At 73.8% G+C, this 15,330-nt stretch carries 9 protein-coding genes; 1 reads left to right on the forward strand and 8 read right to left on the reverse strand.

The features are described 5' to 3' along the window. Positions 1 to 43: 43 nt before the first annotated feature. Positions 44 to 676, reverse strand: a complete 633-nt coding sequence (locus ACIQU4_RS33420) for a hypothetical protein (RefSeq protein ID WP_403738791.1) — start codon at positions 674 to 676, stop codon at positions 44 to 46. 367 nt (positions 677 to 1,043) lie between these two features. On the opposite strand from ACIQU4_RS33420, the gene ACIQU4_RS33425 reads away from it, so the two are divergent. After that, positions 1,044 to 3,203: a RecQ family ATP-dependent DNA helicase gene (locus ACIQU4_RS33425; RefSeq protein WP_403738794.1), complete on the forward strand. Its 2,160-nt coding sequence runs from the start codon at positions 1,044 to 1,046 to the stop codon at positions 3,201 to 3,203. Between the two features lie 32 nt (positions 3,204 to 3,235). Here the strand turns inward: ACIQU4_RS33425 and ACIQU4_RS33430 are convergent, their stop codons facing one another. From ACIQU4_RS33430 to ACIQU4_RS33460, 7 genes are read right to left on the reverse strand one after another with little or no spacing between them, the layout of a single operon-like run. After that, complete coding sequence (locus tag ACIQU4_RS33430; protein ID WP_403738796.1) at positions 3,236 to 8,350, reverse strand: hypothetical protein; 5,115 nt, start codon at positions 8,348 to 8,350, stop codon at positions 3,236 to 3,238. Between the two features lie 14 nt (positions 8,351 to 8,364). Continuing rightward, on the reverse strand, positions 8,365 to 9,654 hold the full coding sequence (locus ACIQU4_RS33435) for an NADase-type glycan-binding domain-containing protein (protein WP_403738798.1): 1,290 nt from the start codon (positions 9,652 to 9,654) through the stop codon (positions 8,365 to 8,367). Next, positions 9,651 to 10,214 carry a phage tail protein gene (locus ACIQU4_RS33440; protein WP_403738801.1) on the reverse strand — a complete coding sequence of 188 codons (564 nt, stop codon included), beginning with the start codon at positions 10,212 to 10,214 and terminating at the stop codon, positions 9,651 to 9,653. Before ACIQU4_RS33440 ends, ACIQU4_RS33435 begins: the two co-directional genes overlap by 4 nt. Beyond that, positions 10,211 to 12,169 (reverse strand): putative baseplate assembly protein, encoded by a 1,959-nt coding sequence (locus ACIQU4_RS33445; protein WP_403738804.1) that lies wholly within the window; start codon positions 12,167 to 12,169, stop codon positions 10,211 to 10,213. The genes ACIQU4_RS33440 and ACIQU4_RS33445 overlap by 4 nt, the downstream gene beginning before the upstream one ends. Then, complete coding sequence (locus tag ACIQU4_RS33450) at positions 12,169 to 12,654, reverse strand: GPW/gp25 family protein (protein ID WP_403738806.1); 486 nt, start codon at positions 12,652 to 12,654, stop codon at positions 12,169 to 12,171. The genes ACIQU4_RS33445 and ACIQU4_RS33450 overlap by 1 nt, the downstream gene beginning before the upstream one ends. Positions 12,655 to 12,691: 37 nt before the next feature. Then, positions 12,692 to 14,596 carry a VgrG-related protein gene (locus tag ACIQU4_RS33455; RefSeq protein ID WP_403738809.1) on the reverse strand — a complete coding sequence of 635 codons (1,905 nt, stop codon included), beginning with the start codon at positions 14,594 to 14,596 and terminating at the stop codon, positions 12,692 to 12,694. Beyond that, positions 14,596 to 15,327 (reverse strand): LysM peptidoglycan-binding domain-containing protein, encoded by a 732-nt coding sequence (locus ACIQU4_RS33460; protein ID WP_403738812.1) that lies wholly within the window; start codon positions 15,325 to 15,327, stop codon positions 14,596 to 14,598. Before ACIQU4_RS33460 ends, ACIQU4_RS33455 begins: the two co-directional genes overlap by 1 nt. Positions 15,328 to 15,330: the final 3 nt, after the last annotated feature.

Consider the following 15,330-nt stretch of genomic DNA (forward strand, 5'->3'; position numbering starts at 1 on the left):
GGCGGGCTTCGGCGTACGGCGGGCCTCGGCGCGCCGCGGGCCCTCAGCGCGCGGCGGTACGGCGCCGCAGGACCTCGGTCGCGCCGCCGCCGGTGCGCAGGGTCACCGGGGGGAATTCGGCCACGGTGTCGCCGAGGCGCTCGGGCCGCGAGTCGGAGCTGGGATGGCGGCCGCCCCGGCCCTCGCCCAGCACCTGCCAGCCGCCGCGGGTCAGCGTGATGTACGCGCCGCAGCGCAGCCCGTGCAGGGTGCAGGCGTCCCGCAGCCCCCACATCCAGGCGCCGTCCTCCTCGGTCCACCGCTCGTCGCCCTCGCGGCAGTACAGCAGCACCGCGGTCCGCACCGGGGTCCGGCGCCGCAGGTCGTGCGGGATGACCCGGCGCAGCGCGGCGAGCAGGGCGTTGCGGTACTCCCAGCCGTCGGCCGAGGCCGAGCGCCGGGTGAAGGAGGCGCTCGCGACGAGCCGCTCCTCGGGACCGAGCACGGCGATCACAGCGGCCCCGGGCGCCGGGCCGTGCCGGGAGTGCAGCCCGTGGACGACCTCGCGCGGATTGCGCAGCAGGGGGATGCCCGCCGCGGTCCATTCGGCGGGTTCCACCAGTCTGCCGTGCCGGCTGGCGCCGCCGGCTGCCGTTGTCAGTGACGATGTCGAGGGCGGGGCGAATCCGAAGGCCACGGTCCTCCCTTCGGGTACACGCCCGCAGACGGGCACAGCTGTCGTACGGGCGCGCCGCGGCGAGGCCCGGAAGAGCGCCGTCGAGCCGGGCGGGAGCAGCCCAATTCTCGCGTGGCCCGTGAGCATGCGGCAACGAGCAATTGGCGCCGCCGACCGGAATTCGCCGGTATGCCGTTCATATCCTTGCCCCGTCAGGGCGAAGATGACTCATTCGACTAGGGCTGAAGCCCAGTACCAGCGGAAACACCCCTTCGAGGGCAGGGTCGAGGCCGAGTGGAGCGCCCGTCCGACCCGTGGACCGTCCGCGACGATCCTCTCACGCTGGGTGAATTGGCCGATTGTCCGTGCCATCCGGTTGCATGGGGGCATGGACAACCTGGAGCTCCGCACCGAAGCCGATGCCATCCTCGCTGAGCTCGTCGGCGCCCCGGGGAGCGGGGCGCGGCTGCGGGAGGACCAGTGGCAGGCCGTGGCCGCCCTGGTGGAGGAGCGCCGGCGGGCCCTGGTGGTGCAGCGCACCGGCTGGGGCAAGTCGGCGGTCTACTTCGTCGCCACCGCGCTGCTGCGCCGGCGCGGCTCCGGACCCACGGTGATCATCTCGCCGCTGCTGGCGCTGATGCGCAACCAGGTCGAGGCGGCGGCGCGGGCCGGCATCCGGGCGCGCACCATCAACTCGGCCAACCCGGAGGAGTGGGACGCCATCTACGGGGAGGTCGAGCACGGCGAGACCGACGTGCTCCTCGTCAGCCCCGAACGCCTCAATTCCGTGGACTTCCGCGAGCAGGTGCTGCCCAAGCTCGCGGCCACGACCGGTCTGCTCGTGGTCGACGAGGCCCACTGCATCTCCGACTGGGGCCACGACTTCCGCCCCGACTACCGCCGACTGCGGGCCATGCTCGCCGAGCTAGCCCCCGGCGTCCCGGTCCTGGCCACCACCGCGACCGCCAACGCCCGGGTCACCGCGGACGTGGCGGAGCAGCTGGGCACGGGGGCCGGCGAGGCCCTGGTGCTGCGCGGCCCGCTGGACCGGGAGAGCCTGCGCCTGGGCGTGGTCGAGCTGCCGGACGCCGCGCACCGGCTGGCCTGGCTCGCCGAGCACCTGGACGAGCTGCCCGGCTCGGGGATCATCTACACGCTGACCGTGGCCGCGGCCGAGGAGGCCGCCGCCTTCCTGCGCCAGCGCGGCTTCCCGGTGGCCTCGTACACGGGCAAGACGGAGAACGCCGACCGCCTGCAGGCCGAGGACGACCTCCAGGCGAACCGGGTCAAGGCGCTGGTCGCCACCTCGGCGCTGGGCATGGGCTTCGACAAGCCCGACCTGGGATTCGTGATCCACCTCGGCTCGCCGTCCTCGCCGATCGCGTACTACCAGCAGGTCGGCCGCGCCGGACGCGGGGTGGAGCACGCCGAGGTCCTGCTGCTGCCGGGCAAGGAGGACGAGGCCATCTGGCGCTACTTCGCCGATACCGCCTTCCCGCCCGAGGCCCAGGTACGGCAGACCCTGTCGGCCCTCGCCAACGCCGGACGGCCGCTGTCCGTGCCCGCGCTGGAAGCGGCCGTGGAGCTCCGGCGCACCCGGCTGGAGACCATGCTCAAGGTGCTCGACGTCGACGGAGCCGTCAAGCGGGTCAAGGGCGGCTGGAGCTCCACCGGCCGGGAGTGGACGTACGACTCCGAGCGGTACGCCTGGGTCGCCCGCCAGCGGGCCGCCGAGCAGCAGGCCATGCGCGACTACGTGAGCACGTCCGGGTGCCGGATGGAGTTCCTGCGCCGGCAGCTGGACGACGAGGGGGCGGTCCCGTGCGGCCGGTGCGACAACTGCGCGGGCGCCTGGGCCGACTCCTCGGTGTCGGCGGAGACCCTGACCGGCGCGGCGAAGGAACTGGAGCGCCCGGGGGTGGAGGTGGAGCCGCGCCGGATGTGGCCGACCGGCATGGCGGCCCTGGGCGTCAACGTCAAGGGACGCATCCCGGCCGGGGAGCAGTGCTCCACCGGGCGGGCCCTGGGCCGGCTCTCGGACATCGGCTGGGGCAACCGGCTGCGCCCGCTGCTCGCCGAGAACGCCCCCGACGGGCCGGTCCCCGAAGACGTCCTGCACGCCGCGGTCGCCGTCCTCGCCGACTGGGCGCGCTCCGCCGGCGGCTGGGCCCCCGGTGTCCCGGACGCCTCCGACCGGCCGGTGGGCGTCGTCGCCGTGCCGTCCCTCGCCCGCCCGCAGCTCGTCGGCTCCCTCGCGGAGGGGATCGCGAGCATCGGCCGCCTCCCGTACCTGGGCACCCTGACCTACACCGGGCCGGACGGCGCGCACGCGGCACGGCGCAGCAACTCCGCCCAGCGGCTCAAGGCGCTGTCCGGCACGTTCGCCGTCTCCGAGGAACTGGCCGCCGCCCTGGCGCAGTCGCCCGGGCCCGTCCTCCTCGTGGACGACTACTCCGACTCCGGCTGGACCCTGGCGGTCGCCGCCCGCCTGCTCCGCCGGGCGGGCAGCGGCCAGGTGCTCCCGCTGATCCTCGCGACGGCCGGCTGACCGGCAGCGCGCGGCGGAACCGGCCGCACCCCCTACGTGGAGGCGGGTGGGGGTGCGGCCGGGGGCAGGTGGTTTCCGGGGTCCTGGAGGCGGTCGCCCTGGGCGGCCAGCATGCGGCGGACCACGGGCTCCGGCATGCGGATGACCACCGGCTGCGACAGGGTCGTCTCCCGTACCGCCGTGGCCGTGCCGCCCAGCTTCCCGGTGAGCCTGTCGGTCACGGTGGCCACCACCTTGACGTCCACCGTGAACTGGACCAGGACCGCCTTCATCTTCGGCTTGTGCAGCGGCAGCGAGCCGGCGGAGTTCGCCGCCGCGTCGGTCGCGCCGCCCGAGCCGCCCCCGTTGGCCAACAGCTGGTTGAGCCGGAACTCGTTGGCGTTGAGCAGCCCCGCGCCGAGCAGCGGGCGGGCCGCCCTGCTGTCGTCGGAGGAGCTCTGGCCGTCCTTCTGGCCGGGGCGCGGCGCCTCCAGATGGCTCTGGCCCACCGTCTCGAAGGTCATCTTGTCGCCGAGGCCCAGCACCTGCCCGTCGCGCAGCCGCGTGTGCACGGAGGCCCGCAGGTCCTGGCCCTGCGGGCCGGAGGCGTGGACCGGCGGCAGATCGGCGCCGGAGGCGGTGAGCAGCGGCAGTGCGGCGATCATCCACTCGGTGGACACCGCCTCGTCCAGGGCGTACGCGGCGGCCTGACCCGGGGTGCGGAACCGATGGCCGCCGCCCGCCTCCTTGACGGCGGCACCCACCAACTTCCTGACGTCATGGGCCCCTGCGAAACCGTTGACCTGCGCCTCCAGCGGGAGCTTGACACCGGCATCCCGCCAGGCGTCGAGCCGGACCGCGCCGCCGCCGGTGCGGGCGCCGGGCGGAGCGACGAGGGGCGCCGCCGGGACCGGCCGCACGCGGGAGAGCGCCTCCAGGTCCTTGCGCAGGATGCGGTGGGTCAGTGTCAGGCTGTTCATCTGGGAGAACGCCAACCGGGTGTCGCCCTTGTACAGTTCGAGCCTCGCCCGGATCGGCAGGTTCATCTTCGCCGACTTCGCGGAGCTGTCCGCGACGGACTTCATGCCGAGCTGGCCGCGGCTCACGGCGCCGCTGCGCCGCGAGTTGCCGGTCGCGTAGCCGAGGCCGCCCGCACCGCCCAGACTCTTCAGCTGCCCGGCGCCGCCGTCCGGTCTGGCCGATCCACCGAGGATGCCCTCGACCCCGGCGACGGAGGCCTTGTCGTGGGAGGTGGCCTGCTGTGAGACGGCCGAGGTGATGTACTCCATGTCGCGGCCGTCGTTCGCGTCCTCCGCGTACGTGCCGTCGCCCGTGCGTTCGATCTTGAACACCGCCCAGTACGGGGTGTTGCGGCCGTCGAACAGTTCGACGGTGACGCCGCCGTCCATGGCGCTGGACAGGAGCCCGGCCGAACCGTCCCGGTCCAGGACGCGCAGCAGCCGCTGCACGTTGTCGTTGCGGTCCTTGAGCTGGCGCCGGGGCAGCAGGTGGTGGACGAGGTCCGGGTGCGTGCCCCCGGCGAGGCTCGTGCGCAGCTTCTCGAGCAGCGGGACGAAGTCAGGCAGGTTCTCGATCATGCCGAAGCCGAGGGCGCGGTCCTTGCCGAGTACCGGGGGCGGAGCGCTCGCGGTGGCGGCTGCCGACGCCGACGCGGACGAACCGGCGCCCTGCCGGGCGGCGGCCCGCTCGGCGGCCGTACGGGAGCTCTCCGGCCGGTTCCCGCCCTGCGGGCCGGCGGAGGTCGCGGCGGCGGCAGGTACCGGTTTCCGCTTGCGCACCTGTTCCCGTATCTGCGGCGGCAGCTGTGCCTCCGTCAGCCAGACTCCCGCCGCGGCCGGCAAGGTCGTGGCGGCCTTCGCGGTGCACGAGCCGCGGGCGGTGACGCCCACCTCCGCGACCATGTTGACCAGCACGTCGCACTGGACCAGGTACAGCGGGGCCTTCTTCGGGGTGTGGGCGTTGCGCTCGACCGTGCCGGACACGGTGAAGGTCTCTGCGTTGCCCTCGCTCGTGGTGCCGGACACCGCCAGGCCCTGGCCGGCGCGCCACTGGGGGCCGGTCTGCGAGCCGGTGACGCCGAACTGCACCGTGTTGGTGGTGACCTTGCCCCGCTGTCCGCCGGACTGGTGGCCGCCGAGTACGAACGTCTCGGTGCCCGGGCCCGCGCCCTTGTGCAGCAGTCTCGGGTTGGCCAGGACCAGCCGGGTGCCGACGGCGCCGTTCAGGCCTGCGAGGCGCCGCGGATAGCGAAGGTTCTTCACCACCCAGCCGGAGGACGCGGCCTGCCGCAGGGCGCCCTGGATCGCCCGCTCGCCGAACCGCTCCTCGATCGCCAGCCGCGGCGCGAGCCCCTCCGTCGCCAGCGCCGGGTCCTCGCGTACGTCCTTGTTGCCGGCGGCTGCCCGGGACAGCAGCCGCAGGGCGAGGGCCCGGATCGGCTCCCCGTCGACGGTCTCGACCAGCTGCCAGTCCCGCAGCGGTTCGCCGGCGGACGGCCGCATTGTCAGCGTGGCCAGGTCGCCGATGCCCTCGGCGTGGACGGCGTGCTCCGCGGCGCCGGGCTGCGCCCGGCGGACCGAGGCGATCGAGTCGATCCGGTCCTTCCCCGCCCGGTCCACCGTGAACTCGGCCGGCGTGAGCAGCCGTACGCCCTGCTCCCTGAGGTCCAGGGACGCCACCGACCTGGGGTCCGGGACCGATTGGCCCGGCGTGCCGGGCGTGAGGCTCCGGGCCAGCTTGCGGGGCCGGGAGGTCATGGTGACGTCCACGTCCAGCTTCAGGGCCGCCTCGAAGGCGCTCGCCGTGTCGGAGCCGTTGGAGACGATGTCCGTACGGCCCGTGGGTCCCGCCTGGTTGCGGCGGGTGCCGATGCCGTGCCGCTCGTAGCGGGCCGAAGCCGACAGCGCGCCGGGGACGAGCCGGGCCTGGCCGAGGACCAGTCCGCCGAGCGAGCGCGAACTGCTGCGACCGCTCTGTGAATTGCTGGTGACACCGGCGTGGCTGCGCACCGACCAGTCCTTGATGTCGCCGGCATAGGCGGTGTTGCTCAGCGCGCCCTTGACCCGGAGCTGTACGTCGTGCGCGTGCAGGCTCGTCTTGCGGCGCAGCCGCACCCGGATGCCGGTGGACAGCAACTGGTCCTTGTTGATGCGGAGGTTGGTCTCCGAGAGCGTGGTCATCAGCTCGCGGTAATTGCGCCGCTGGGCCTCGGACTCCGCGCGGCCGGTGTTCTCGGCGGGCGCGGTGGCGCGGAAGGCGGGCAGGTAGCCGGCCAGGCTCGGGTCGGTGGTGAACAGGTCGAGCACGGCCCGCAGCATGGGCCGGGTGTCGAGCCGGCTGAGTGCGACGTCGGCTCCCTTGCCGCCGAAGGGGAGGTGGCGTTCGACGTCCACCTCGTTGCCGTCCGCGTCGGTCTCCGTCGGCTTCTTGACGAACTCCCCGGCCGTCATTCCCGGCGGCAGCGGCAGCCCGAACTCCTTCGCCTCGTCGGCCCGCAGGCTGATCCACACGTTCATCGAGTGCCCGGCTTCGCGGGCTCCCGGGCGCCGGGTCATCTCGGGCGAGAGCGGGCCCGTACCCACCGCGATGAACGACACCTGCCCGTAGTAGAGCGCCTTCTCGCCGCGGACCTCCGCGCCCTGCCGGCTGGAGACGGTCTGCTCGGTCACGGTGAAGCGCGCCTTGCGGGCGGCCGCGACCGGCATGGCGGTGCCCCGGACGACGGCGGCGCCGGGCGTCGCCCCGAACCCGACCGCCGGGCCCAGTCCGCCCTGCAGGGCCCGCCCCTTGCCCGCGCCCTCGGTGACCGAGGTCTGGGCCTGCTGGTGCGTGCGCAACTGGGTCCTGCCCGTCCCCCAGGCGGGCGCGAGATCCGTGATCAGGGCGCGCAGGCGGTAGGCGGAGGCCGTTTTGCCGTCCTTGGCGTACAGGTCCTCGCTGACCACACCGTCGCGCAGCAGCCGGGGCAGATCCTCCAGGACGGTCGCCGTGGACGTCGCCTCGAACAGCCGGCCGCGGCCGGGCGCGCCGGGCGCGGTGACCGAGGGGTGCAGGACGGAGGCGACCGCGTCGAAGAGTCCGCCGCCGCCCTCGTGCGGGGCGGCGTTGTCGCTGACGGCGACGGCGGCCAGGGAGTCCGAGTGGTGGACGCGGCGGACCGTGGTCGGGTTCAGGGGCGTGAGCGGCAGGGGCCCGCGGCCGGTGCCCACCGGGACGAGGTGCTCGGTCGGCACCCGCTGGGTGAGCGTGCCGAGGCGCTTGTCGGGCCGCCCGGCCCGGGCGTCGCCGTGCTTCTTGACCCGTACCTCGTACTGCACCGTGCGCGGCACCTCGACGGAGCCCTTGTCGCTGCGCAGCACGCGGGGCTCGGCCACGTTCTTCTGGTGGCGGGACTCGCGGGACGACTGCCAGGGCTGCGCGTTGGCGGTGGCGGCCGGGCCGAACCACACCCCCGGCGCGACCGGCCCGAGCCCGAAGGCCACGCCTCCGATGCCCTTGTTCGCGTTCCCGCCGCCCGTGCTGCTCGCGGTGGCGGCGGTGTTGTGCTGGACGTCGACCTTGGTGTCCTTGCCCTCCGGGTGCTCCAGTTCGCTCTGCGGCTGCCCGCCGCCGGCCGGTAAGGAGGCGGCCGCGGGGTTGCGCTTGAAGGTGGGCGGGCGGTCGCCGGCGGCCCGGCCGATGCGGACGGTGACGTCGTACCACGCGTCGCCGGTCTTGCCCTGGACGGCGAACGCGCGGCCGGCCCCGAAGAAGCTCTCCGGCCGTCCGATCAGCTCGGCGTGGATGTCGGCCACCGCGCCGTCGCCGTGCCCGACGTGCGAGGCGATCGTGTTCCGTACGAAGACGTGGTCCGTCAGCCCGTACGCCGTGGAGAGCCCGCCCGCCTCCAGTGCCATCAGGTACGGGGGCAGCTCGAATTCCGGGTCGGCCGCAGCCCCGGCGGGGGGCTGCTGCTGCGCCGCGGGCCCGGCGCCCCCGTACCGCGCCTGGTGCATGGCCTGCGTGAAGGCCGCGTTGCCCGCGTGCTGCCGGAAGCGGGCCAGGGTGTCGGCGTCGGGTACGGGACGCCGGGCGGGGCGCGCCGGTCCGGGGGCCGGCTGCTGCACGCCGCCGGTCCGGCCCTCGCGGGTCTGTCGCGGAGTCTTCACGGGCACAACCCTCGCTACTGGGATCGGCTGCTGTTCGACGGGCCGAAGAACTCGATCTCGGCTATGGCGACCTGCTTGTCGGGGGCGGCGGCGTAGGCCGAGCGCAGGACGAACCGCACGGCGGTCACGTTGCCGGCCCGGAAGGTACGGCGCTGCCCGCCCGCGGCCTGGTCGAGGGTGAGGACGCGGGTCGCCGTCTTGCCGTCGGAGGTGGTGATCACGGCCTCGACGCGGCGCGGGAGGGCCGACTGGGAGAGCTTGTCGGCGCGCGCGGAGACGCCGGGGGTGATGATGATGTCGAGCAGCCGGGTGGGCTGGTCGAAGCGGGCCTCGACCCATTCCCCCGCGCCGGACTGGCTGATGCCCGGGCCCCACCAGGTGTTGTTCAGTTTGTCGAAGGCGAGCTGGGGGTCGTTGCCCGGGTACGCGTGCGATGCCTCGACGCTGTCCGGTCCGACCGGTGTGCGCGTGGCGAAGTGGTCGCGGACGGCGTTGACGGCGGTGTCCGCGTTCACGATGGCGGTGATCAGCAGGGTCAGCACCAGCGCCCAGAGCGCCCAGGTCATGAGGTACCCGAAGCCGCGGCGCAGGCGCGGGCGGTCGCCGGCCCACGGGGTCTCCCGGTTGCGGAAGTCCAGCACGCGGCGCCACCAGGGACGCCGCCCGGGAACCGCGGGGCTGCCGGCCAGCGGCATGGCGCACACGCCGCAGAAGTGCCGGTCGGGCCGGTTGGGCGTGGCGCACCAGGGGCAGGGCGGACCGCCTTCGACGCCCGTCTCCCGGCCCGGGGTACGGACCTGCGGGCGGTCCGCGATCGAGCGACCCGGCAGTACGGGCGCCACGGACGGCGTCACCGCCTCCCGGGGCTCGGGATCGGCGACCGGCACGAGCAGGGACCTGGCCCGGGCGGCCGCGTCGTCGGCGGCGGGGGCGGCGGCCGCGGTGAGCATCGAAGAGGTGGCGGCGGTCTCCACCACTGCGGTACCGCCCGGCTCGGTACTGCCCGGCTCGGTACTGCCCGGCTCGGTACCGCCCAGCTCGGCGGGCCCGGATCCGGAGGTGCCCGCGCCCTCGGAGGCGCCGTGCGGCGCGGGGGCCGGCTGCGCGGTGTCCGCGGCGGCTTCCGCCGCGGGGGCCGCCTCGCCACCGGCCGCCTCGCCCATCGCGCCCGCGCGGTCGGCCCAGCCCAGCACCGCGCCGCAGGAGTCGCAGAACGACTGCTCGGGCTCCGCCCGGGTGCCGCACTCGGCGCAGTGCGCGGCATTTCCGCTCCGCGCACCGGGGACGGGGGTCTGGCTGGTCATCTCTCGGGGTTCCTTTCCGCGGCGGTCACCTTGACCGTGTAGGGCATGTGGGCGGGGCGGGCCGCCGCCACGAGGCTGTCGAGCCGCTGCTCGTCCGCGGAGGTCGGATCGGGCAACCGCAGCGTGACGTGCAGCCGCGGGCGGCGTTGCCCGGGGACCGGGCCGAGCGGCCGGGCGCTCCAGTCGGCGGCTCCGCTCTCGCTGATCTCCGGTTCCACGCCGAAGGTCAGCCGGATCGCCTCGGCCAGGCCGCGCCGGGTGCCTCGTACGCGGTGCAGGTACGCGGCGGCCGACACGGCGGCACGCAGCCGGTCCTCCGGTTCCGTCCCGTCGGTCTCGGCGCCGACCCAGCCGCCCAGCCAGCGGGTGAAGTCCACCGGGGCCAGCGACGGGGTGAAGTACGAGTCCAGGCAGTCCAGGACGTTCAGGATCGGGGCGACGACCTCGTCCAGCCCGGCGACGAAGTGCTGCGCCAGCTCGTCCTCGGCGAAGACCGCGGGCAGCATCGCGCCGAGCGGCGCGGAGGACCTCAGCCCGTCGACGGACCCCCTCGCGCTCATGCGTCGTCCCCGATCACGCGCACCCGGTGGTCGAACGAGAACACCAGCGCGGCCGGTTCGAGGTCGATCCGGTCCGTCGCCTCTCCGCGTTTGCCGGTCAGCGGGTCCGCCGGGTGCAGCAGGACCTCGTCGACCAGCTCCACGCCGGCCACGCGCTGCAGCACCGCGTAGATCTCGCCCGCCTGGACCCGGCGGCCGAACGGCCAGCCCGTGCCCGCGGAGCCGCCGGTCAGCGGGTCGAGGTGGCGGTGGACGGCGTCGTGCGCCTTGCGCCGCACCCGGTCGGTGTCCACACCGCGGAAGGCGTGCACGGTGGCGACGACGGTGACGCCCTGGTAGAACGGCGGGCCCACCGCCAGCCGCGTCCCGATCAGCCTGCGCTCGTCGAGGTGCCGGGTGATCCGGCGCAACAGGGCGTCACCGGGGACCAGTTGCTCGAAGCGCAGCCGCCCGCCCGGATCCGGCACCGCCTGCGGGACGACCAGCACCCGTACCGCGTACGCCCCGTGCTCGCTCTCCTCGCCCTCCAGGCAGGCGATCCGGGCGGTCTCGGGGGCGGCGCGGCGCGCCAGCTCCTCGTAGTCGCGCAGGGTCACCGCCCGTTCCTGGGCGCGCAGCGTGATCGGCGCCCGCGTCTTGGCCTCCTCCACGGTCTCGCCGTCGACCCCGCCGCGCGCCGCCTCCCGGTTGACGACCTCGGAGACGTACGGGACGGAGTTGCGCAGCACCTGCACGGCGCCGCGCGCCACGTTCCCGGCCCGGCCGCCGCCGATGCGGTAGCGGCGAGCCCGCAGGACCGCGCCCTGCGGGGGCACCGCCCCGTACTGCCGCAGGGCGCCGTCCGGTTCCCGTACCGCCGGGCCGAAGGCGAGCTCCCCGGTCGCGGCGTCGAGCGTGACGTGCCGGTCGCGCGGCCCGGAGGCGGCGAAGTGCGGCACGACGTGCCAGTCGCGCCAGCCGTCGTCCTCGGCGCTCTGCAGCAGCACCGACGGGTCGTCGCCGACCACGGGCGCGTTCGCCAGCCGCAGCCGCTGGCCGGGCAGGCCGGAGGACTCGCCGAGCGCCTCGTCGTACACGGTCTCGGCGTGCACCACGCCGGTGGTGCCGCCGATGGTGAACGCCTCGGCGGACCGCACGGTCGGCGAGGTGGTGTAGAAGGGCTGCCCGGACAGGGGTTCGGTGACCCGGCAGCGCAGCCAGCCGGCCTCCCGCCCGCCGGTGCGGGACAGCGCGTGCCCGCCGGGGACGTGCAGCACGGCCTCGCCGGGCCGGTTGAGGCCGCCGGTACCGTCCCGGTCGACCTCGCAGGCGGCCCAGCCGTCCTCGGTCCACGCCTCCCACACCAGCGGCGGCTGCCGCGGGTCCACGCCGACACCGTCGACCCGGCTGTCCAGGACCAGCGCCACCGCGCAGTGCGGTACGGCGGCACTCAGCCCCAGCAGCATGCAGTCGCCGGGCCGCGGGGCCTCGGCGAAGCACATCACGTCCTTGGCCTCGGTGAGATCGGCGGTCATGTCGGTGACGGCCTCGCCCCGGCGCTGCACCATGAGGTGGAGCAACTCGCTCGGCACGACGCTCAGTTCCCGCTCGGTCGCGAAGACGACCGCCTCCTCGCTCTCCGTGCGCTGGGTGGCGACCTCGGTGCCGGCGGGCAGCAGCACCGGCTCCTCCTGCGGCGCGGAGAGCCAGAACGTGACGTCCGTACGGGCCGCCGACGGCGGGAAGAGCTGGATGCCGACCAGGTCGAGGAAGGCCAGGTGGTTCTTCTCCGGGACGCGGTTCAGCCGGTAGACGATCTGGTCGGCCATGTGCGCGACCGTCTCCACGAGGGTGACGCCGGGGTCGGAGACGTTGTGGTCCGTCCACTCCGGGGCGCGCTGCTGGATGTAGCGCTTGGCGTCGTCGACGAACTGCTGGAAGCGGCGGTCGTCGAGGTTCGGGGAAGGCAGTGCCATCAGCTTTCGCTTTCCAGAGAGGTGCCTGAGGTGCCTGAGGTGCCTGAGGCGTACGAGGTGCCCGTGGCGGACGGGTCGCCCTCGCCGGGCTCGTCGTGGGACGGGATGACGTAGAACGGGAAGACGAGGCTGCGCGGGTTGTTGGTGCCGCGGATGGCATAGCGGACGTCGATGAAGAGCACGCCCTGGTCCGTGCCCGCGGTCACGTCGACGTCGGTCACCTCGATCCGGGGCTCCCAGCGGTCGAGGCTGACGTACACCTCGTGCTGGATGCGGCCCGCGGTGGCCTCGTTGACCGGCGCGAACACCAGGTCGTGGATGGCGCAGCCGAATTCGGGCCGCATCGGCCGCTCGCCCGGCGCGGTCGCCAGCACCAGCCGGATGGCCTCCTCGATCTCCCGCTCCCCGCTGACCAGGGTGATGCCTCCGGTCGGCCCGATGCGCAGGGGGAACGCCCAGCCGGACCCGACGAACTGCTCGGCCATCAGCAGACCACCTGCCTTCTCCTTCTCGACACGGACTTCACGGGATCGGGTACGGCTTGCTGTTGACGAGCACCGCGCCCTGCAGCATGAGCGAGGCGGCCCGAATGCCCACGTTCGCGGCGGCGCTGACCTGGATCGTCCCGGCCGCGTTGATCGTCGCCGCGCCCGCCGCACTGAGGCTGAGGGCACCCAGCGCGTTGACGTTGACCGCCCCGCCGAGCGACCTGAGGTTGACCAGCCCGCTGCCCTGGATGTTGAGCGGCCCCCCGCTCTTGATGGTCAGCATCCGGCGCGCGCTCAGCGTGAGGTCCGTGCCCGCCTCCACCGACACCGACGTGCCGCCCGAGATGGTGACGGACCCCTTGCTGTCCACCGTGATCTCGGTCCTGGTGCGGTCGAGGTTGATGGTGAGCCGGTCGTTGCCCGAGGCGATCCGCACGCCCTGCTTGCGGGCGCCGGTCGTCTGGCTGAGCAGGTCCACCCGGTTGCCGTCCCGGTCGGACAGCGTGTGCCGGATCGCCTTCTTCTTCAGCCCGTCGTGCAGCGGTACGTCCTTGACCGGGGTCGGCACGTCCCGGCCGTTGTAGAGGCCGCCGATGACGAACGGATGGTCCAGGGCCCCGCGGTCGAAGGCCACCAGCACCTCGTCGCCCACGTCCAGTGGGAAGATCCCGCCCCCGGCCTTGCCGCCCAGCTGCACGGTACGGGTCCAGTCGCTGACGTACGTGTCGTCCAGCCACGGGAACCGCAGCTTCACCCGGCCCTGCTTCAGCGGGTCCTGTACGTCGGTGACCAGGGCGTTGGCCACGCTCGGCAGCCTCGGCGCGGCGGCGCCGCCGCCGCCCGAGGCCAGCCCGTACAGGGAGCGCCACTGCCGGCCGCTGACGGTGATCCAGGTCTGGTAGTGGCTGTCGTCGCCGAAGACGTGCCGTACGGAGGTCACCGTGTACTTGCCCTCGAACGGGGTGCCCACGTCCCTGAGCGTGACCGGCACACCGGGGCGCAGCTTGGGATTGCCGCGCACCGTGACCTCCAGCTCGGCGAAGGAGGAGGTGATGTCCTCGGCGAGCGAGTCGGCGGCGAACTTGACCTCGGACTGGCGGTCGTACGGGGTCTCCGTCTCCACCAGCTTCCCGGGCCTGAACGCCGAGGCCGCCTGCCCCGGGGTGGTGCCGATGGAGACGGCCGAGGTGCTGGTCGTGGGCGCCAGCGCAGTGAGCGGCCGCTTCGTGGTGACGTCCCAGCCGCGCGATTCGACCTTGCCGATCTGGTCCGCGGAGGTGACCGCGGCCCGGCAGCGCAGCACGTCCTGGCCGGCGTGCAGCACGAACGGGCTCTTCTCGCCGTCGGTGCTCGTCGGCGGCGCGCCTGCCGCCGGGACCGGCCGGACGAACTGGAACATGCCCTTCGAGTCCAGCGACATCACCATCCCGTTCTCGTCGGCGAGCCGGGAGAGGAAGTCCCAGTCGGTGACGTTCGACTGGCTGATGAACTCGTAGACGGTCTTGGTGGCCTGGACCCTGCCCAGCGGGATGCCGCTCTGCCCGGCCAGCTTGCGGGCGATGTCGGCGGCGGTCTGATTGCGGTACGCGGCGACCCGGCGCTGGCGCATCAGCCGGTGGCCCAGGTCGTAGCCGCGGATCACGGTGAACGTGCCGGTGCCGTCGTAGTCGGTCTCCATGCCGGTCACCTCGCCGGTGAGCAGCGGCGACGCCGCGCCCTGGCCGGCCGCGACGGGCGCGATGACCACCTTCGTACCGAACTTGACCTTCAGCTCGCCGAGCAGCAGCCCGTGCGGATCGCGGAACGTGAGCCGGAACGCGCCGGGCACCCCGGCCCCGAGGTCGACCCAGGCACCGACGAGATCGTCGGCGACGTGGCCGGGGAGCTTGGCGCCGCCGATCGAGACGTGGACGACGTTGGAGAAGGACGCCTGGACCATCAGTGACCACCCACTTCCTCGGCCGCCGGAAGTATTACTTCCGTGCCGGTCCTCAGCCGCGACGGGTCGTCGATGCCGTTGGCCTGCGCGATCGCCCGCCAGACGTTCGCGTCGCCGTACTCCCGCCAGGCCAGCGACTGCAGCGTGTCGCCCGCGACGACCCGGTGCACGCGCTGCGCTGTGAGCGCGCCGGAGGTCGGGTTCTGTCCCTTGGTCTTGCTGGGGATCTCGTGCAGCCGCACCTGGCAGGTGGCCCGGATCGGCACACCCGTCGTACTGAACAGCGAGTAGGCGGCGTCCACGGAGGAGACGTACGCCGTGAAGCGGGCGGTGGAGAAGGAACCCCACTGGAAGACCACCCAGGGGGTGGAGGGCTGCTTGGCGGCGATGCTCTTCGCGGTCACCTCGCAGCAGGAGAACAGGGCCTCCACCTTCTTCAGTACAGAGTTGGCGCCCGGCTGGCCGGAGGAGTCCAGGAAGATCTCCACCGTCATCTCCCGGGGCTCCGGCCCCATGAACTCCGGTACGGCGCCGTCGCGCACCGCTGCGGTCGGGGTGGCCTTCCACTGCGCGCGCCGGCTGAGCGAGAGCTGGGACGGGTTGAACGCGAAGGTGAAGTTCTTGATCAGCGCGCCCGGCGTGGTGCTCTGGCCGATCGGCGGCTCGTGAATCGCGAGCGAGGCGCGCACGAGGCTCTTGCCCGCGCCGCCCTTTCCTCCCTTGGCTGCCATGTG

This window comes from Streptomyces sp. NPDC090741 (genome assembly GCF_044769045.1).
Classification (GTDB): domain Bacteria; phylum Actinomycetota; class Actinomycetes; order Streptomycetales; family Streptomycetaceae; genus Streptomyces.